The organism is uncultured Fretibacterium sp. (assembly GCF_938030725.1).
GTDB lineage: Bacteria > Synergistota > Synergistia > Synergistales > Aminobacteriaceae > Fretibacterium.
The window spans coordinates 1-16,992 of record NZ_CALHIQ010000003.1 but is presented as its reverse complement, the minus strand read 5'-3'; the positions used below and the strand labels follow the sequence as shown (position 1 = coordinate 16,992).

Annotated in this window: 20 protein-coding genes; 6 read left to right on the top strand and 14 right to left on the bottom strand. The window is 64.5% G+C overall.

What is annotated here, in order from left to right; translation table 11 throughout:
- Positions 1-1,159, top strand: a 1,159-nt coding sequence (locus tag Q0629_RS00175) for an MFS transporter (RefSeq protein WP_298777449.1), incomplete at its 5' end; no start/stop codon positions are given.
- Positions 1,160-1,282: 123 nt separating this feature from the next.
- On the opposite strand, the gene Q0629_RS00170 is transcribed toward Q0629_RS00175, so the two are convergent.
- The 14 genes from Q0629_RS00170 to Q0629_RS00105 all read right to left on the bottom strand — a co-directional run bounded on the left by Q0629_RS00170 (position 1,283) and on the right by Q0629_RS00105 (position 12,512).
- Positions 1,283-2,413, bottom strand: a complete 1,131-nt coding sequence (locus Q0629_RS00170) for a glycosyltransferase (RefSeq protein WP_298777447.1) — start codon at positions 2,411-2,413, stop codon at positions 1,283-1,285.
- Positions 2,398-4,026, bottom strand: a complete 1,629-nt coding sequence (locus Q0629_RS00165) for an HAD-IIIC family phosphatase (RefSeq protein WP_298777445.1) — start codon at positions 4,024-4,026, stop codon at positions 2,398-2,400. The genes Q0629_RS00170 and Q0629_RS00165 overlap by 16 nt, the downstream gene beginning before the upstream one ends.
- An 8-nt stretch (positions 4,027-4,034) precedes the next feature.
- Positions 4,035-4,667 carry an acetyltransferase gene (locus Q0629_RS00160; protein WP_298777442.1) on the bottom strand — a complete coding sequence of 211 codons (633 nt, stop codon included), beginning with the start codon at positions 4,665-4,667 and terminating at the stop codon, positions 4,035-4,037.
- On the bottom strand, positions 4,660-4,884 hold the full coding sequence (locus Q0629_RS00155; RefSeq protein WP_298777440.1) for an acyl carrier protein: 225 nt from the start codon (positions 4,882-4,884) through the stop codon (positions 4,660-4,662). Before Q0629_RS00155 ends, Q0629_RS00160 begins: the two co-directional genes overlap by 8 nt.
- Positions 4,885-5,034: 150 nt before the next feature.
- A complete protein-coding gene (locus Q0629_RS00150; protein WP_298777438.1) occupies positions 5,035-5,334 on the bottom strand; it encodes an HMA2 domain-containing protein in 300 nt (99 codons plus the stop codon).
- A complete protein-coding gene (locus tag Q0629_RS00145; protein WP_298777436.1) occupies positions 5,331-7,433 on the bottom strand; it encodes a heavy metal translocating P-type ATPase in 2,103 nt (700 codons plus the stop codon). The genes Q0629_RS00150 and Q0629_RS00145 overlap by 4 nt, the downstream gene beginning before the upstream one ends.
- 156 nt (positions 7,434-7,589) lie before the next feature.
- Positions 7,590-7,805 (bottom strand): hypothetical protein, encoded by a 216-nt coding sequence (locus Q0629_RS00140; protein WP_298777435.1) that lies wholly within the window; start codon positions 7,803-7,805, stop codon positions 7,590-7,592.
- Positions 7,806-8,004: 199 nt separating this feature from the next.
- On the bottom strand, positions 8,005-8,766 hold the full coding sequence (locus tag Q0629_RS00135) for an SDR family oxidoreductase (RefSeq protein ID WP_298777433.1): 762 nt from the start codon (positions 8,764-8,766) through the stop codon (positions 8,005-8,007).
- A complete protein-coding gene (locus Q0629_RS00130) occupies positions 8,759-8,917 on the bottom strand; it encodes a hypothetical protein (RefSeq protein WP_298777431.1) in 159 nt (52 codons plus the stop codon). Before Q0629_RS00130 ends, Q0629_RS00135 begins: the two co-directional genes overlap by 8 nt.
- Positions 8,918-9,139, bottom strand: coding sequence for a hypothetical protein (locus Q0629_RS00125; RefSeq protein WP_298777428.1), 222 nt, complete (start codon positions 9,137-9,139; stop codon positions 8,918-8,920).
- Positions 9,140-9,240: 101 nt separating this feature from the next.
- The gene (locus Q0629_RS00120) at positions 9,241-10,092 is read right to left on the bottom strand and encodes a ketoacyl-ACP synthase III (protein ID WP_298777426.1); all 852 of its coding nucleotides are present in this window, start codon (positions 10,090-10,092) and stop codon (positions 9,241-9,243) included.
- Positions 10,093-10,310: 218 nt separating this feature from the next.
- Positions 10,311-10,751, bottom strand: coding sequence for a VOC family protein (locus Q0629_RS00115; protein WP_298777423.1), 441 nt, complete (start codon positions 10,749-10,751; stop codon positions 10,311-10,313).
- The gene (locus Q0629_RS00110; protein WP_298777421.1) at positions 10,748-11,344 is read right to left on the bottom strand and encodes a sugar transferase; all 597 of its coding nucleotides are present in this window, start codon (positions 11,342-11,344) and stop codon (positions 10,748-10,750) included. Before Q0629_RS00110 ends, Q0629_RS00115 begins: the two co-directional genes overlap by 4 nt.
- 4 nt (positions 11,345-11,348) lie before the next feature.
- Complete coding sequence (locus tag Q0629_RS00105) at positions 11,349-12,512, bottom strand: DegT/DnrJ/EryC1/StrS family aminotransferase (RefSeq protein WP_298777419.1); 1,164 nt, start codon at positions 12,510-12,512, stop codon at positions 11,349-11,351.
- 400 nt (positions 12,513-12,912) lie between these two features.
- Between Q0629_RS00105 and Q0629_RS00100 the strand changes: the two genes are divergently transcribed.
- The 5 genes from Q0629_RS00100 to Q0629_RS00080 all read left to right on the top strand — a co-directional run.
- A complete protein-coding gene (locus Q0629_RS00100; RefSeq protein WP_015556600.1) occupies positions 12,913-13,497 on the top strand; it encodes a DUF6305 family protein in 585 nt (194 codons plus the stop codon).
- Between the two features lie 15 nt (positions 13,498-13,512).
- A complete protein-coding gene (locus Q0629_RS00095; RefSeq protein WP_298777413.1) occupies positions 13,513-14,808 on the top strand; it encodes a citrate transporter in 1,296 nt (431 codons plus the stop codon).
- 17 nt (positions 14,809-14,825) lie between these two features.
- Positions 14,826-15,011, top strand: coding sequence for a hypothetical protein (locus tag Q0629_RS00090; protein WP_298777411.1), 186 nt, complete (start codon positions 14,826-14,828; stop codon positions 15,009-15,011).
- A 13-nt stretch (positions 15,012-15,024) separates the two neighbouring features.
- The gene (locus Q0629_RS00085; RefSeq protein ID WP_298777410.1) at positions 15,025-16,203 is read left to right on the top strand and encodes a deacylase; all 1,179 of its coding nucleotides are present in this window, start codon (positions 15,025-15,027) and stop codon (positions 16,201-16,203) included.
- Positions 16,204-16,287: 84 nt separating this feature from the next.
- Positions 16,288-16,992, top strand: a 705-nt coding sequence (locus Q0629_RS00080) for a C69 family dipeptidase (protein WP_298777409.1), incomplete at its 3' end; no start/stop codon positions are given.

The window sequence follows — 16,992 nt, the reverse complement described above, 5'->3', positions numbered from 1 at the left end:
CCCGCCGCTTCTGCCGAACGTTCGGGTGTTCCTCATCTCCCTGGCCCACGGGATCAACGACATGTACGCGGCGTTTCTGCCCACGTTCATTCCCTACATCAAGGCGTCGCTGGGGCTGGACTACGCCCTCTCCGGCAGGCTGAGCATGATCGTCGGCTTCTGCCACATCATAGGGCAGCCGGTCATCGGCTGCTTGTCGGACCGTTTGAGCCGTCCGTGGCTGATCGTGATCGGCCCCATCCTCTGCGGGACGGGCGCCGTGATGATCCCCAACGCAGGGAGCTACGGCGGGGCACTTTTCGCAGCGGGGCTGTGGGGGATCGGCAGCGCTTTGTACCACCCTCAAGGCAGCGGCGGTGTAGGGTACGTTTCAAGCCCGGAGAAGCTCCCAGCCTCCCTGGCCCTGTTCAACATCATGGGGACGCTGGGCGTGTTGGTCAGCCCCGTGGTCGCCATCGCAACGGTGAAGAGCCTGGGATACGAGGGGCTTTGGTTCACGCTCGTGCCTCCTCTCCTGTTGGCCCCTCTGCTGTGGTTTTGTGTGCCCACGTTGCAAGCTCCCGAAGGGATTGCCCCGTCGTCCAGGGAGGGATTCCTGAACGGCTTCTTCTCCGCCCTTGCCGTGCTCTTCCCCCTGTGGGGCCTGGCCTTCGTCCGGGACTTCGTCTTTCAGGGCGTTCGGTTCTTCCTGCCTCTGAAGGTAGCGGTGCAGGGCGGGTCCCTTGAGAGCGTGGGGACGGTCGTGTTCTGCATCACGCTGGGAGGCTCCCTGGCGATGGTCCCTGCCGAGCGCGTCTCCAAGCGACTGGGCTTCAAGAGGATCATGCTCCTCTCCATGATCCTGGGCTCCCTCTTCCTGACCAGTGCGGCCCTGTCCAAGGGCGCACTCTCCTTTGCGCTCTACATTGCGGGCGTTTCCTGCATCTATTCCACGATGCCCCTGACCGTCGTTGCTGCGCAGACGCTGATGCCACAGGCTCGCAGCGCGGCCAGCGCGATCGTGATGGGACTGGCCTGGGGGACGGCCAATGCGGCACTGTACCCGGCGGGAGGCTTTGCGGACCGCTTCGGCATCTACAGCACGCTCCTCCTGTTGGGACTGCTCCCGCTGGCAGGGTTGGTCTTCTTCCTCTCGCCGATCTTCCGCCGCCTCAAGTGACGGCTTAATAACGACAGCCTTTTATGACGTAATGGACGAAGCAGGGCCTTTGAAGGCCCTGCTTCGCCCGTCCTTGGGAGTGTGGGAAGTCGGTCGGCCGCGGTGAACCGGTCGCTGGTTCGATTACCCCCGCTCCTTCAGCAGGAGGGAGTATATCCTCTCATGGGCCCTCAGGAGCTCCTTGACGTCCCAACGCGGGTCCGGGGTGGGACGTTCCGCAGGCGGATCGGTGGCCATCATCAGCATGTCCGCCGCCAGGGCCGCAGGCTTGCCGACGGGAAAGAGGGCCCCGCGCGAGGGGGTCGTGACGAGGTCCCGTATGCCCCTGGCGTCCGCGCCCAGGACGGGGACGCCCAGAGCGATGGACTCCATGACGCTGCGGTTCAAGCCTTCGCGCTCGGAGGGCAGCACCGTGGCCAGGGAGGCCAGCATCAGGGCGGGGACGTCGCTCCGCTGTCCCAGGAAGTGGACCTGCGGCAGGAGGCCAAGCGTTGCCGCACGCTCCCGCACCGCCTCCTCCAGGGGGCCGCGGCCCGCGAACGCCAGGTGCAGGTCCTTTCGCCCCGCGATGGCGAGGGCCTCCAGGGCGTCCCGGTGGCGCTTGCCGGGGTTGAACTCCGCCACCATGAGGAAGATCTTGTCCGAGGGGGCGAGTCCTAATTCCTGCCGTATGTCGTTTTTGCCGGCTGCGTTGACGGACGTTCGATTCCAGAGCGCCAGGTCGAGCCCGATGCCGGGGAGAAGCGCCAGCCGATTGGGTGGTACCAGGGCATGGGCGAAGGCGGCGTCGTAATCCTCCTGGTTGATGACGATCAGGTAATCCGTCCAGTGGGCGGCCCTCTGTTCCAGCGCGAAGTAGAGCAGGTTCTTCAGCCGATGGCCTCCCCGGAAGAAGTGAAATCCGTGGGCGGTGTAGACGACCCTGGGGCGCTTTCGGCCCTTCAGCTTCCGGAGAGCCATGCGCGTGACGAAGGACGCCACCGGCGTGTGGACGTGCACGATGTCGTACCCCTCGCGCGACACGAGGTCGCGAAGGGATTGGTTCATGGCCCTGAGGTTCTTTAGCTGCCATGGCCTTCGGGTGAAGGCGGCCTCGTGACAGGCGTCGAAGGCCTTGAGGCACTCCGGCTCCGAGGACGCTCCACGCGCCAGGGCGTCCACATGCCACCCCAGGGCGCGAAAGTGGCGCGCGTAGGGCAGGAGGAAGGCCTTGAGCGTTGAAGCCACCGTGGTGACGATCAGGAGTTTCGGCACAGGCAGGACCTCCTCTCCGGAAAGGGGGCGTTGAGTGTCCAGGCGTCCCCGGCTTGAGCGTACCCCATGTCGCGCCAGAAGTCCTTTACGGGGCCGTTCTTCGCCGTGGGGAGGTAGTGCCCCGTGAGGCGCGTGACCCCCTCGGCAGCCAGCAGTTCCTCGATCCAGGCGAGCAGGGCAGACTCGACCCCGCGCCCCATGGCACGGCAGCTCATCAGGAACGTGTCGAAGGAGGCGGAGGTCCCGTCCCGATCCAGCTTGGCGATGACGAGGGCGATGCGTCCGTAGTCCCCGTAGCGGTCGCTGAGGCCCGCGATCCAGGCTCTGCGACGCTTGTCCCGCGTCAGGGCTCGAAGATCCGCCTCGGAGTAGCGGCGCGTCGTCAGGTTGAACTGGTTGGTCTTGGCGCAGAGCTGCGCCGCCCGCGGGATCTCCTCCTCACCCAGGGGGCGCAGGCTGAGCCGCATCTCCAGGGAGGCGAGGTAGTCTTCCAGCGAGGAGTGTGCGCGCGCCTCCGCTCTTTTGGCCTCCGCCCGGTACATTGCGGTCTTGCCGGAGTCCTCGGCGCTCAGGCGCGGAGCGGTGAAAAACTGGTCTGCGACCTTGCGGATGAAGGCGGGCAGAGCAGAGGTGTCCAACGGGAACTCCGGGACCTCCACCTCCGGGCAGGCCGCGCGCACGGCGGCGCGTTCCGCCGGGTTGTCGTCGATGAAGACCATGGAGTCCATGCCGATGTTGAGCACGTCGGCAATGTCCCGCACGTTTTCGGGCTTGGGCCGCCAGTTGGCTCGAACGACGGCGAAGTCCTCCTCCCGCAGGACGGCGTGCGGGTGTTTCCGAAAGGGCAACAGAGCGTCCTCGACGTCGTTCTTGGAGTTGACGGCCAGGAGCACGCCCTGCGCCGACAGGGCCTTGACGAGGGTCTGTACGTCGCGGTAGGCCGCCCCGACGCCATGGTTGGAGAGCGCGATGCCCTCCAGCCCGTCCTCGCTGATGACGCCGCCCCACAGCGTGTCGTCCAGGTCCAGCACGAGGCACTTTCTGCGGCTGCGGTTCAGGACGCGGAGGATGCGGGAGGCCTCCTGGGCCAGGCGCTTTTCGCCCTCCGCCGAGAAGGGCAGGGCCCCGAAGTACCACGTCTTTGCGTTGTAGAAGTTCGCTCTGCCGACCTCCGCAGCTAGGGACTCCAGATCCAGCACGGGAAGGTCCATGGCCGCCAGGCCGGAGCGCCAGCAGTGGGACGCCTCCCGCGCCGGGTCCGCCGCCGCCAGGGGCAGCGCAGGCGGGGAGGGGAGGTCCAGGGTGGAAACGACCAGCGTGTAGTCCGGGTGTGCGTCGCGCGCGCCACGGATGAGGGCCAGGGCGTCGTCCAGGACGCAGGCGAAGCCGGCATCGACCCCGTCGGGGAAGAGCGCCGGCCCGTGCAGGAGCAGCAGGAGCACGCCTCCCGGCTCCTGCCAGATAGAGGACGCCTCCGAGAGGAGCTCCATGCGCCACGTGTCGAAGCCCGGCATGGTGCGGGCGTTAACGCCTTCGCCGCGCAGCCGCATGGCGAGGCTTTCGGCGGTGAAGTTCGCAAGGAGGATGAGCGGCTCGTTGTCGGTCTGCCTCATGGCCTGCCTCAGAACTTTCGCGCCGGGTTGCCCAGAACCGTGCAGCCCTCCGGCACCGGCGTCATCACGATGGCCCCCATGGCGACGGTGGCGCCAGAGCCGACGGCAATCCCTTGAAGGATGGCGGCGTTCACCCCGATCAGCGCATCGCTTCCGACGGTCACGTTCCCTGAGATGTCCACGTTGGGCATGACGGAGCTGAAGTCCCCAATCGTGGTGTCGTGGCCGACGTGGGTGCCCGTGTTCAGGAAGACGCACCGCCCCAGCCGGACCTCCACCGAAACGGAGCAGAAGTGGGAGATGATGACGCCCTCCTCGAGGCTCACGCGGGAGGACAATCGAGCTTCCGTGTCGATCACGCTGGGAAAGGTTACGTTGGGACAGTCCCGCTTCAGCGTTTCGTAGAGCCGGCGTTTCGCTGCCGGGTTGGCGATGGCGATGACAACGTCCAGGGGGCCGTTGAACCCCTGGATGAACTCCAGTCCGCCGAGGAATTCAAAGCCGCCCAGTTCGCCGGAGGCTCCGCCGTCGTCGACGAAGCCCAGGAGGCGCCAGAAGCGGTGGCGTTCGTTGATGCGGCGCACCATCTCTCCCACCTCGCGCCCAAGGCCTCCTGCGCCGTAGACGACGAGGTCATGCATGGCGCTGCTGTGCGAAGCGGATCAGGTCCGGGACGCCCTTGACCTCCGCGATCCTCTCCAGCGGGATGGAAAGTCCCGCCTCGTCCAAGGACATGACGATTTGAAGCGTCTTGAGCGAGTCCCACTCCGGGACGTCCGCCATGGCCGTTCCCTCCGCCAGGGGAGCGCCCAGGACGTCGGAGGCTATCCGTAAAATGGTCTGTGCAATGACCTGCATGTAAATCACCCTTAACGTTGATAGTTCAAAAACACCGCCATCATTTTACCCCCTTTTCCCCCTTCCGGGCAGGGCGTTGGGCGCAACAGGGGAGGATGAGGATGAAAAAAGCGCCGCTGGCGCGGCGCAGACTTACGTTGGTTGGGGACGTCAACCCAGCAGATGGCGCAGGTCCGTCAGGGCCGCGTCGAGGGCGGCACGGCGTTCGCCCTCGGGACGGCGCTCGAGGGCGTTGATTCGGTCGAAGATCGGCAGGGCGGGTGCGAGGCGCTCCAGGGGAAGCCGGTCCTTGTCGTATTCGAGGAGCAGGCCTCTTGTGTGCCGGTTGACCTGAGCCCGGCGCACACCCTTGATGGCGAGAAGCCCCTCGCTCAGGCGGCGAGCCAGTTCCTCATCGTGCAGCAGGGGGGAGCGCAGGCGAACGCGCCCCTCGGTGAAGCTCTCGATCATGCGTCTTCCTCCATGGTGGGCAAGGGGGAGGGCAGAAGTGGCGTCAGGCTGAAGGCGCCGGCCCCCAGCGTCACCAGGTTGTGCAGCAGCGCCGCCGCGCCGGGGGTGATGGCGCCGCCCGTCCCCAACGCGAGGAGGATCGTGTTGGCGCCGACGATGAAGGCGTAGTTGCGCCGGATCTTCTGCATAACCTTTGCCCCCAGGAGTCGGGCGTCCGCGATGGCCGTCAGGCGGTTGTCCGTCAGGACGATGTCCGCGACCGCCTGGGTGATGTCCGCCCCGCTGCGCATGGCGATGCTGACGTCGGCGGCAGCCAGAGCGGGGGAGTCGTTGATGCCGTCGCCCACCATGACGACGCTGCCGCCCTCCTGCTTCCACCGTTTGACGAGCCTCGTCTTGTCCTCCGGCAGGAGCTGGGCCATCGTTTCGTCCACCCCCACCCTTCCGGCGACGGCCCGCGCGACGTAGGGGTTGTCCCCGGTGAGCATGACGACGCGCTTGACGCCCGTGTCGTGAAGGCGCCGGATCGTTTCGGCAGCGTCCTGCCTCAGCGGGTCCTCGATGCAGAGAAAGCCCGCCAGGCGGTCCCCGATCGCCAGGTAGAGCATAGAGCGTTCCCCGCACTTTCGTTCGATGATCGCCTGCTGTTCGGGCGAGGGGACGATGCCCATGTCCTCGAACACGAAGTGCGCGCTCCCCAGCAGGACCCTGTCCGCGCCGATGTGGGACACGATGCCGTGGGCCGCGATGTACTCTATGGTGGAGTGCTTCTCCTTGTGCGACAGCGCCTCGAGTTCCGCCTGCCTCACAACGGCCCGCGCCAGGGAGTGGGGGAAGTGCTCCTCCAGGCAGGCTGCGGTCCGCAGGACCTCGTCGCGGTCGTAGCCCTCAAAGGGGACCACCTCCGCCACGGAGGGGGTGGAAACCGTCAGGGTCCCCGTCTTGTCGAAGACGAACGTTTCGGCGGAGGCGATCGCCTCGAGGAATCGCCCGCCCTTGATCAGGACGCCATGCTTCAGGCCCTCGCGCATGGCTGCCAGGATCGCGAGCGGCGTCGCGAGCTTGATGGCGCAGGAGTAGTCCACGAGCAGCGCCGAAACGGCCCGCACGGCGTTTCCCGTCAGGAGGTAGATGCCGCCCGCCAGGAGAAAGCTCCAGGGGACGATGGCGTCCGCCATCCTCTCGGCCCGGCTCTGGACCTCCGCTTTCAGGCCCTCCGACTCGTCGATCATCGCCGCGATCCTGTGGATGCGCGTATCGCTGTCAAAGGCGGTGACGCGGACGACGAGCTCCCCGTCCTCGACGAGCGTTCCAGCGTAGACCGAGAGGCCGGGCGTGCGCCGGATGGCGGTGGACTCTCCCGTCATCGCCGACTGATCGACCATGGCGTCCCCGTCCACGACGACGCCGTCCACCGGGATGACGCTGCCCGTTCGGACGACGACGCAGTCCCCGATGGCAAGCTCCTTCATGGGGATCTGGACCTCGCATCCGTCACGTCTGATCCAGAGCTGATCGACCTTCAGCGTCAGGCTGTCCCCCAGGCTCTCCTGGGACCTCTTGTGCGTCCACTCCTCCAGCATGTCCCCCAGGGTCAGGAGCGTCGTGATGACGGTGGCGGTGCGGAAGTCGCGGCGCATCAGGGAAACGCCGACCGCCGAGGCGTCCAGCACGGAAACGTTGACCTGTCTGCGGGCAAGGATGCTGTGAAGGCCCTTTCTCAAGAGGGGCATCGCGCGAAAGATCGTCAGCGTGGAACGAATGATCCGCGGCATGAGGGCCCGGACAGCGAGCCCGACGAACACGGAGGCGAGGCTCTTCCCGATGCTCTCGCTGGGGGCGGGGGCCAGGGCGGCGCCGTCGATCTGGCCGTAAAAGGAGCGGTCCAGGAGGTCCACAGCCTTGAGGACCTCGTCGCGGTGCCCCTCGCTGTAGCGGATCAAAAGGCTTCCCGTCCTGTGAGAGGCACGGGCCTCAAGGACGCCGCTCTGCGTTTCGAGGATCGCCGCAATGGCGTAGGCCTCGGATTGTGAAAAGGACCCTGAGGGACATCGAAGCCGCATGCGCCCCGGGATTTGATGCTCGATGGTGTATTCCATTACGCTTCGTTCCTTTGGCTGGCTGACGGGCCACGCCGTCAGCCTTGTTCGTTGATGCCGCCTCTCCCAGAAGCAGCCCCATGGATTGCAGACGGAGGCTGGAAAAAATCAAAAAAGCCGCCGGATGTCCGGCGGCCCGGTTGCGTCGAGGCTTCCTTATTCGTTTGCCTTCTGGCGGGCCTCGGCGGCGATGTCCTCCAGGTTCTCCTTCGCGCGTTCGGCGAAGCCAGCCACCTGCTCCTTCAGCTTCATCCCTTTGGCGGTGACGGCCACGGCCGCAGCGCGGCCGGCCCGGCTCTTGACAAAGCAGGCGGCTCCGATGCCGGCAGCGAGCCCCGCCACAAACGCCCAGCCCTTTTCACTCAGGATCATCTTGCGCTCACTCCTTCCATAACGTCAACGTTAAAACGCGCCTTCAACGCCGGTCAGGGCGGCGCACGGCCCCCCCCCTCGAGGCCGGCCTGCGAGCCACACGAACGGCGTCGCACTGCGGGCCTCGACCCGGCTCTATTTTATCACGCGGCCACCAATTTGGAGGGGGTGGACCATTCGAGGTGCGAAGCCTGCGGCGTCAGGCGAAGGACCAGCCGCCATCTATCGTCAGGTTGACGCCCGTGATGCGGCGGCTGGCGTCGGACAGGAGGAAGAGGATGGGGTCCGCCACGTCCTCAGGGGCCAGCGTGCCGAGCTTTGCCCTGTCCAACACCTCCTTTTGATACCAGGTGTCGCCCAGCCGTTCGCGGGTGGCGCGCTGCATGGGGGTGTCCACGGGGGCAGGGGATACGCAGTTGAATCGGATTCCCCGCGGGGCGTACTCCGCGGCCAATGATTGCACGGCGGTGATGAGGGCGCCCTTCGTGGCGCAGTAGGCGCTGAGCCCCGTCTGTCCTATCGACGCGGAGATGGAGGCCACGGCGACGACGCTCATTTCGGGAGCGTAGCGCCCGCGGCGACAGATCGCCTTGGCCAGCGCCATGAAGGACAGCCAGTTGACGCGCATCATCTCCTCCGCGGCTTCGGGGCTCAGGTCGCGGAGCAGGACCATCGGCGCAACGCCGGCGCTGTGCACAAAGCCCGACAGAGGGGGCGTACCGCCGAGGGCCTCGGCGATGGCCGGCTCAAGGCCCTCCCTCCGGCTCAGGTCGAGCGGGAACCATCGGTGCCCCTCGCCGTCGAGCCGGCTGGCGGTTTCAGCGAGCCGCGCCTCGTCTCGGCCGGTCAGGATGAGCTTTGCTCCCCGTTGGGCGGCTCGCATTGCGACGCAGCGCCCGATGCCGGAGGACGCACCGGTCACCAGGATGAGATGCCCTTCTAGGACGAAGGGGTCAGTCATGAGAACGCCTCCATTTCAATTTGCCCGCCAGGCCTTTTACGGACCCCACTCGCAAAACTCCTGCGCCAGGTCCTCGTTGGTAGATGACCTGGTCCGGGAGCCAGTACTCGATGGCCTCGATGCCGGGCTGAGTGTCCTGAAGGGTGCTCATCTACTCGTGCATTTCCTTCAGGATGTCGTCCACCGTCCTGAAGCCCCGGACAGCGTCGACGCCGACGTCGCGATTAAAGCGTGAGGTGAACATCGCCAGCACGGAGAGCTTGCTGAGGGAGTCCCAGCAGTCCAACGTTTCCAGCAGGGTGTCGGGCCTCATGTCCTTCGGGTCGGCCTCGATGGTTTCGATCAGGAGCGCCAGCTTTTCCTCGTTCGTCATTTTAAAAGAACCTCCAAATAGAAAATAATCAAGAAATAATCAAGGACACCCTGCGTTATGCCATCGCGTCCTCGCCGTATTTAAGGAGAAAGTACAGGGCGTTATGCCATCGCTCCCTCGTCGTATTCGATGAGGGGCGGGCAGACGCAGGGTCCCAGGTCGATCAGGGCCGCTGCGATGGAGAGCCCGGCCCCGAAGCCGGCCAGCAGGGCGCGGTTCGTCCGGCCCGTCACCTGCTGTGCCACCTCGGAGCATATCGTCACGGGGATGGTGACGGAGCTTGAGTTGCCGTAGCGGTCCAGGCTCACGGGCATCCTCTCCGGCGGGACGTTGAGCAGCTTTGCCGTCTGCTGGATCATGAACAGGTTGGCCTGGTGCAGGAGCAGCAGGTCCACCTTCGAGACGGAGCAGTCCGTGCCGGACAACAGGGCCTTAAGGCATCCGGGGACGTTCCGCACCACGAAGTCGAACACGGCCATGCCGTCCATACGGATGTCGATGGGGCGCCGGACGCCGCCGTCCGGCCACTCGCGGTACTCCAGGGACCGCTCGTTGAAGGGCTGCCGGGAACGCCCCTCCGGGATGATGAGGATATCGTATTTTGAGCCGTCCGTCAGGAAGCCGAAGTGCCAGGGTGTGGCCTCCTCGTCGGGCAGGACGAGCGTCGCGGAGCCTGCGTCGCCGAAGAGCAACGCGGTTGCCCGGTCTCTCGGCGACGTCAAGAGAGAGTGGGTCTCTCCGTCAAGGAGCAGGATGGGGGAGCGCAGGGACTTCGCCATAAGCCCTGCCAGCCACAGCCCGTAGACGTACCCCGAACAGCCAAAGCTCGTGTCCACCGCGGCACAGTCCTTCGGCAAATCCAGGAGGTGTGCTGCGCGCGACGAGTTGTTGGGGATATCGTAGTCTGGCGTCTGCGTGACGAAGATCAGACCGCCAATGTCTGTGGGACTCATAACCACGGTGTCTATAAGCTGTCTTCCTGCCGCGACGCTGAGGTCGAGCGCCGTTGTTCCGGGGCGGCAGATTCTGCGCTCCTTTATTCCTATGGCTTTGATGACGTCGTCAAGACGCGGACCAAAGATTCCCGTGCCTGTTATCCTGTTATCCATCTTGTTTTGTGGAACACAGGCCGTGATGCCGCCGATTTTAACGCCTGAGAGAGTACAGAATTTCATAAGAGAGAATCGTTCCTTTCAGGGCCGCTGTCGAGGGGCCCATGACCATTTTCGACAAGCTCCAGGAGCCCTGTCGGCCGACTGTAAAGAAATGCCACGCGCCTTTGCCCCATCGCTGGCGCAGGGGCAGGGCGCTCCAGCAGCATGAAGCCCTGTTCCTGCATGGTGGCGATGTCCCGCTCGATGTCTAGGCTCTCGTAGCAGATGTGGTATGGGGAGTTTCCATTCTTCTTCAGCCATCCGCTGACCGGGGAGGATTCTTTGAGCGGTGCCACCAATTCTACCTTCACGCCGTGAATGTCCTCAAAAAATTGAATTTGCACGCCTCGCGCGGTGTCATCGACGGGCGCGCCGGAGGGGATATACCCCAAACGGTGAAATTTCTCTGCTGCGCTTTCCAGTTCGTTAACGGCGTAGCCAATGTGGTGTATTTTCATAATTTATTTCCCTCGAACGGCGGCATGGTGTCCTCGCCCGGTGCGGAGATACCCTCGCGCGCCAGCACCTTCTTTATGGTCAGCAGGATGATCTTCAGGTCCAATCCCGGCGAGCGGTGCTCCACGTACCAGACATCCAACTCGAACTTCGCCGACCAGGAGAGCGCGTTGCGCCCGTTGACCTGCGCCCACCCCGTGATGCCCGGTCTGACGTCGAGGCGCTTTCGCTGCCGGGCGTCGTAGAGCGGCACGTACTGCGTCAAGAGCGGGCGAGGCCCGACGAGGCTCATGTCGCCCCGCAGGACGTTCCAGAGCTGAGGCAGCTCGTCCAGGCTCGTGCGGCGCAGGAACCGCCCGAAGGGCGTCAGGCGCTCGGCGTCCGGCAGGAGGTTTCCGTCGGGACCTCGCTCGTCCGTCATGGAGCGGAACTTGTAGAGGGCGAAGGGCTTGCCTCCGCGCCCGGCTCGCGTCTGAACGAAGACGGAGGGGGGACCCATGCGCCGCCGCACGCAGGCCGCGACGGCCAGCATGACGGGGGAGAGGAGGAGGAGCCCCAACGCGGCCCCAGCGACGTCCAGAAGGCGCTTGAGCATTGTACTAGACGGCGATGACCTTCGGCGCGCCGACGGCCTCGCGGACGGCGGCGATGACGCGGTCCTGCTGCCGTTCCGTCATGGCCGTGCCGGAGGGCAGGCACAGGCCGCGCTCGAACAGGTCCCTCGACACGTTCAGGCCCGGCTCGTGGGGCCAGTAGTCCGCTCCCTTGAAGACGGGCTGAAGGTGCATGGGCTTCCAGAGGGGCCGCCCCTCGATGTTGCAGGACTCCAGGCGCTCCAGCACGGAGAGCGGGGAGGCCTTGATGGGGTCCGTCAGGACGACGGCGGAGAGCCAGCGGTTGCTGCAGCTCCAGGACGGCTCCGGCATGAAGGAGAGACCTTGGACCTCCCCCAGCGCCTCGACGTAGCGATCAAATATCCGGCGCCTGGCCGCGATCCGTTCGTCCAGGTGCACCAGTTGCCCGCGGCCGATGCCGGCCAGCACGTTGCTGAGGCGATAGTTCCAGCCCAGCGTGGAGTGCTGGTACCAGGGCGCGGGGTCGCGCGCCTGCGTCGCCAGAAAGCGTGCGCGGGCGATGGCCTCCTCGTCGTTGGAGAGCAGCATACCGCCTCCGGACGTCGTGATGATCTTGTTGCCGTTGAAGGAGAGCGCCGCAAAGGCCCCGAAGGAGCCGTTGGGTCGCCCCCTGTACGTCGACCCCAGCGCTTCGGCGGCGTCCTCGATCACGGGGACGCCGTAGCGTGCGGAGAGCGCCAACAGCGGATCCATGTCGCAGCTCTGGCCGTAGAGGTCCACCAGGATGATGGCCTTCGGCAGCTTCCCCCTTTTTTCGCAGTCGGCCAGGGCCCGCTCCAGCGCGTCGGGGCTCATGTTCCACGAGCCGGGTTCCGAGTCGACAAAGGCGAGCTCCGCGCCGGCGTGGAAGGCGGGGGCGACGGAGGCGGCGAAGGTGAAGGAGGCGCACAGCACGAGGTCCCCTCGACCGATGCCCAGGAGCGCTCCGGCCAGGTGCAGGGCGGCCGTCCCCGACGAGGTGGCCAGGGCGGCGCGCACTCCGACGCGCTCCGCGACCTCCCTTTCGAAGGCCTCGACGTGAGGCCCCAGCGGGGCGATCCAGTTGGAGGCGAAGGCCTCGCTCACCCGGACGGCCTCGTCCCCGCTCATGTGGGGCGGGGAAAGGTAAATGCGATCCTGCTTTGCCATTGCAGAAGGCCTCCAGTTCGTCAAAAATTCAAACGACAGCTCCCGCGACTTCCGCGGATCGTCGCAGGAGGGGCGTATTGTCGTATTCATGCAGGAAGTTTAGCGCACCACGCGAAAAAAGGAAAGCCCTGGCGGCTTTGCCGTGGGGCACCTGGCGCTGGCGTGTCTATTTGGAAAATATATTTTTCCATCGGAAAGCCGTTTTATCCGACGAATCCCTTATAATAACTTATGGTAAAATCAGCCATAAAAGGGTGTCCTTTAATTCTTTCTTGCTTTTGTGCGTTGAATTCCGGAATGGGCCTGATGGGTGGTGCAGGATGTCCGGATGAAGCGTCCTCTCGTCGCGGCGATGGGAGGTAATCTCAAATATCTTTTTTTAAGGAGGTTTTCTTTGGAAATGAAGAAAATCGGTCTGCTTGCGATTCTTTTGTTGTTGGTCACGGCTGGATTGGCGTATGCCGAGCTGGAGGGGGCGGAGCCTCCGCAGGGGCAGGAGCCCCTCCTGATCACCAATGCGGGGCAGGGGCCTGGCGGCAAGATGGGGCGGCTTCTTGTGACCCGTGCGGGCGTCGTGAACGACCTGACTTACAACGCGGAGCCCAAGCCTGAGGACCTCGAGAGCGGCGGCTACAAGACCGTCCTCGTGGTGATCGGCTCATCGGCCAAGGGCCTTGGCGCTTCGGGCATCACCATCGATCAGGAGATCGAGCGCCTGAACGCACTGATGGCCAAGGCGAAGGAGCTGAACCTGCAGGTCATCGCGGCCCATATCGAGGGCAAGGCGCGCCGCGGGAAGCCGGGCAGCGCGGACGAGCGCTCCATTGACGCGATCCTTCCCTTTGCGAGCCACATCGTCGTCAACCGTGAGGGGGACGAGGACGGCAAGTTCACGAAGTTCGCCGAGGAGCACAACGTTCCGATCACCTACCTGAAGAGCGCCATGGAGCTCAACGCCTTCGCGAAGGCGATGTACGGCAAATAGTCTGAGGGGGTTGCCATGTACGCGGAAACGTCGCAGGTCCTCGCCGCGATGGTCGTGACCTTCGCCCTGGCGAGCTGGAAGCTCAAGTCCCCTGAGCTCTCCATGGTGGTCACGGCCGTTGTGGGGGCTCTCGTCGGCAAGCTGGGGTTCCCGGTGCGCCTCTTTGTAGAGGGGACGTTCACGTATTTCGACGTGGCCTTTACCTTCCTCACAGCCTCGATCTTCATCAACTTCTACTCCGCCACGGGCGCTATGGATGCGCTGGTCCGCCGGATGGTGGGCCGCTTCTACGAGCACAAATGGGTGCTTTTCTTCCTCCTGGCCATCATCATGCTGATCCCCGGCGCCCTCACGGGGGCGGGCAGCGTTTCGATGTTCGTGGTCGGCGGCATGGTGGCCACGGTGCTGCGCTTTATGGGGATTCGCGAGACGAGGATCGTGGCCTTCATCTACGTCACCTCGATGCTGGCGGCCGTGGCGCCGCCCATCAACCTGTGGGTTATGTTGATGTGCGCACAGGCCAACATGCCCTACGTGGGTTTTGACGTGCCCCTTCTGGCTCCGATCGCCGTCATCACGGTCTTCACGGTGTTCTACCTCCTGCGGGGCGGCGAGCCGAAGCCCAAGGACGAGGTCCTGGCCTCCCTTCCGGTGCCTCCCGAGGGGATGACGGCCTTCCGCATCGCGACGCCCCTTATCGTGCTGATCCTGCTCCTGGTCCTCTCAAAGTACGCGGCGTTCTATATTCCGATCCTTGGGATCCCGTTGATTTTCATCATCAGCACGGCTGTTGCGATGCTCCTGTCTCCCCGGAAACTGGGCCTTTCAGGGTGGTACGGAGTCCTCTCCGAGACCTCGGAACAGGTGTTCCCCCTGCTGGCTACGGTCATCAGCGTGGGAGTCCTCGTCAACATCATGGCGGCGACGGGGGTGCGCGGCCTGATCGCGATCACGTTCGTCACGCTTCCCGTGAGGCTGATTTACGCCTTCGCCCCGTTCGTCCTGCCCTTTGCCCAGGGTGCCCTGAGCTACAGCAGCGGCATCATCCTGGGGACGCCCCTCATCTTCCTCTTCAACTCCATCGGAGTAAACGTCACGATCGTCGCAACGGCTCTCAGCCTCATCTTCCCGCTGGGGGACTGCCTGCCTCCCTCCAGGATATCGGGGCGCGTGGCCATCGAGGTCTCGGGGTACAAGGGTTCTTACCTCTCCTTCCTGCGCTCGATCCTGGTTCCGGCCATCTTCATGGGGCTCGTTGCGGTGGGGATGCTGATCTACGCAAACGACTTCAAATGGCTGATCTTCAACTAGACCAAGGAGGTTTTTTAATGGAAGACTTTCTGCGCCTTTCCAACGAGGTGATCCACCAGTTCTACTTCATCATGGCGGGGGGTGTCGCCCTCCTGTTGCTTCGCGGCCTGTTCGCTCGCAAGACGCGCAGGAGCATCGTGTACGACATCGTCTACGCTTACACGCTCATCCCCTTCCTGCTGCGTGCGCTGCACATCAAGTAGCAGAGGTGCGGACATGATGAGTTACGAGAGCGGCGCAAAGCTGCGCCAGCTGATCCTGCTCTGCTGCGCGCTGGGGCTGGCCTGGCTGGGAGGGCGGGAGTTCGTCGAGCTCCGCGAGATGAAGGAGTCCGTCGTGGTCTCCGACTCCTTTACGCGGACCTTTATGCTGAGCGATTACTTCCCCCCCATCAAGGGGACGGAGATGGACACGCCCGTCTACCTCTTCGACTCCGGCGTCCCTGGCGGGTCGATGCTCTACCTAGGGGGAACCCACCCCTATGAACCGGCCACGTCCCTCTCCGCCTACCTGATCATGGAGAACCTCAACGTGGAGAAGGGGAGGGTCTTCGTCTGCCCCCACGCGAACCGCAGCGCGTCCACGGTGGGGATGCTGGGCAACGCTTACCCGAAGTTTCTCCACGTGGAGACGCCCTTCGGCCCCAAGCCCTACCGCATCGGGGACCGCAACAGCTCCCCGCTGGACCAGTGGCCTGACCCGTTTACCTACGTACACTACCCATCAGGTCAGAACCTGGACTACACGGACTCCCGCAACCTGAACCGGACCTTTCCGGGCCGCCCGGACGGGAACCTCACGGAACAGCTTGCCTTCGCAATCATGGAACTGACGCGTAAGGAAAACATCACGCTTTTCGTGGACTCCCACGAGGCGTCCTTGATGTACCCCGTCGTGGCGACCTACGTGGCCCACGACAGGGCGCAGGACATGGCGATGATGGCGGCGATGGAGTTGACCGACACCGAGTTCCCCATGAAGTGTGAGGCGTCGCCCAAGAGCCTTCGAGGCCTGACGCACCGCGAGGTGGGGGACTTCAGCGATGCGCTGGTCATCCTGATGGAGACGCCCGAACCCTTTATCGACCGCGTGGCCGGAAAGATCACGGAGGACCTCATGATGACGGGCAAGGACGAGTTCCTGCAGACCGCGGCGGAGCACGAGCTCCTGTTCTGCCCCTACGACATCTCCGTGGGCTGCCCCATGTGGGACCGCGTCGGCCGCCACCTCTCCGGAACGCTCGCCATGATCCGCCAGATGAACGACTTTGCGACGGACCCGGAGAAGGAGCTTCGCCTCTCCTTCCCGACCTATACGGACGTCAAGGAGAAGGGGCTGGGAGCCTTTTATCACGACCCTTCCAAGGCGGACCCCTCGAAGGTCTTCTGGAATTAGGACGAACCGGCGATTTTGGCCGTGCAGTGCGCGTTGAGGGATGCTTTTTGGTGAGATTCGTTTAATCTATGGAGGAGGAGAACCATGTATCGAGGAAAGTTCCGGGCACTGAAGGTCTTTTTTCCCGCTCTTTTGCTCCTGGGCCTGCTGTCGGGCGCAGCGTTTGCCTGTACGGTGATCGCGGCGGGCAAGAACGCGACGGTGGATGGCAGCGCCATGATCACGCACAACGACGACTCGCGCACCGCGAACTCCCGTCTTTTCATCATTCCCGAGGCCGACTGGCCGGAGGGCTCCATGCGCCCGCTGGTCAAGGACGCGCATGGCTATGAGGGGGATGCGCAGCAGTTGGACGAGATCCCGCAGGTCCCGCACACGTACCGCTACTTCTTCTCCCGCTATTCCTTCATGAACGAGAAGGGGGTGGCCATCGCCGAGGCCACCAACGGCGTGCAGGTGACCGATGCGCGCAGCGAAAAGGTCCAGCAGATCATGGAGAAGGACGCTGCCGGCTCCCTCGACGCCTGGCTCATTCAGGACGTCATGCTGGAGCGGGCCGCCTCCGCCCGCGAGGCCGTCAAGATCATGGGCGACCTGGTCGAGAAGTACGGCTGGTACGACGCCGGCGAGACCATGCCCCTGACGGACGGGAACGAGACGTGGGTCATCGAGTTCTACGGCAACAAGATCTGGGCCGCGTGGCGCGTGCCGGACGACGAGGTGTTCGTGGCGGCCAACCGCGCCCGCCTGCGTCACCTCGACTTGACGGACAAGGAAAACGTGATGCAC

Bases quoted from the DNA above. Each gene is read 5' to 3' on its own strand.
- Q0629_RS00165 (WP_298777445.1), bottom strand. From the start codon at position 4,026: ATGAGGCAGACCGACAACGAGCCGCTCATCCTCCTTGCGAACTTCACC.
- Q0629_RS00160 (WP_298777442.1), bottom strand. From the start codon at position 4,667: ATGCATGACCTCGTCGTCTACGGCGCAGGAGGCCTTGGGCGCGAGGTG.
- Q0629_RS00155 (WP_298777440.1), bottom strand. From the start codon at position 4,884: ATGCAGGTCATTGCACAGACCATTTTACGGATAGCCTCCGACGTCCTG.
- Q0629_RS00150 (WP_298777438.1), bottom strand. From the start codon at position 5,334: ATGATCGAGAGCTTCACCGAGGGGCGCGTTCGCCTGCGCTCCCCCCTG.
- Q0629_RS00145 (WP_298777436.1), bottom strand. From the start codon at position 7,433: ATGGAATACACCATCGAGCATCAAATCCCGGGGCGCATGCGGCTTCGA.
- Q0629_RS00140 (WP_298777435.1), bottom strand. From the start codon at position 7,805: ATGATCCTGAGTGAAAAGGGCTGGGCGTTTGTGGCGGGGCTCGCTGCC.
- Q0629_RS00135 (WP_298777433.1), bottom strand. From the start codon at position 8,766: ATGACTGACCCCTTCGTCCTAGAAGGGCATCTCATCCTGGTGACCGGT.
- Q0629_RS00130 (WP_298777431.1), bottom strand. From the start codon at position 8,917: ATGAGCACCCTTCAGGACACTCAGCCCGGCATCGAGGCCATCGAGTAC.
- Q0629_RS00125 (WP_298777428.1), bottom strand. From the start codon at position 9,139: ATGACGAACGAGGAAAAGCTGGCGCTCCTGATCGAAACCATCGAGGCC.
- Q0629_RS00120 (WP_298777426.1), bottom strand. From the start codon at position 10,092: ATGAGTCCCACAGACATTGGCGGTCTGATCTTCGTCACGCAGACGCCA.
- Q0629_RS00115 (WP_298777423.1), bottom strand. From the start codon at position 10,751: ATGAAAATACACCACATTGGCTACGCCGTTAACGAACTGGAAAGCGCA.
- Q0629_RS00110 (WP_298777421.1), bottom strand. From the start codon at position 11,344: ATGCTCAAGCGCCTTCTGGACGTCGCTGGGGCCGCGTTGGGGCTCCTC.
- Q0629_RS00105 (WP_298777419.1), bottom strand. From the start codon at position 12,512: ATGGCAAAGCAGGATCGCATTTACCTTTCCCCGCCCCACATGAGCGGG.
- Q0629_RS00100 (WP_015556600.1), top strand. From the start codon at position 12,913: ATGAAGAAAATCGGTCTGCTTGCGATTCTTTTGTTGTTGGTCACGGCT.
- Q0629_RS00095 (WP_298777413.1), top strand. From the start codon at position 13,513: ATGTACGCGGAAACGTCGCAGGTCCTCGCCGCGATGGTCGTGACCTTC.
- Q0629_RS00090 (WP_298777411.1), top strand. From the start codon at position 14,826: ATGGAAGACTTTCTGCGCCTTTCCAACGAGGTGATCCACCAGTTCTAC.
- Q0629_RS00085 (WP_298777410.1), top strand. From the start codon at position 15,025: ATGATGAGTTACGAGAGCGGCGCAAAGCTGCGCCAGCTGATCCTGCTC.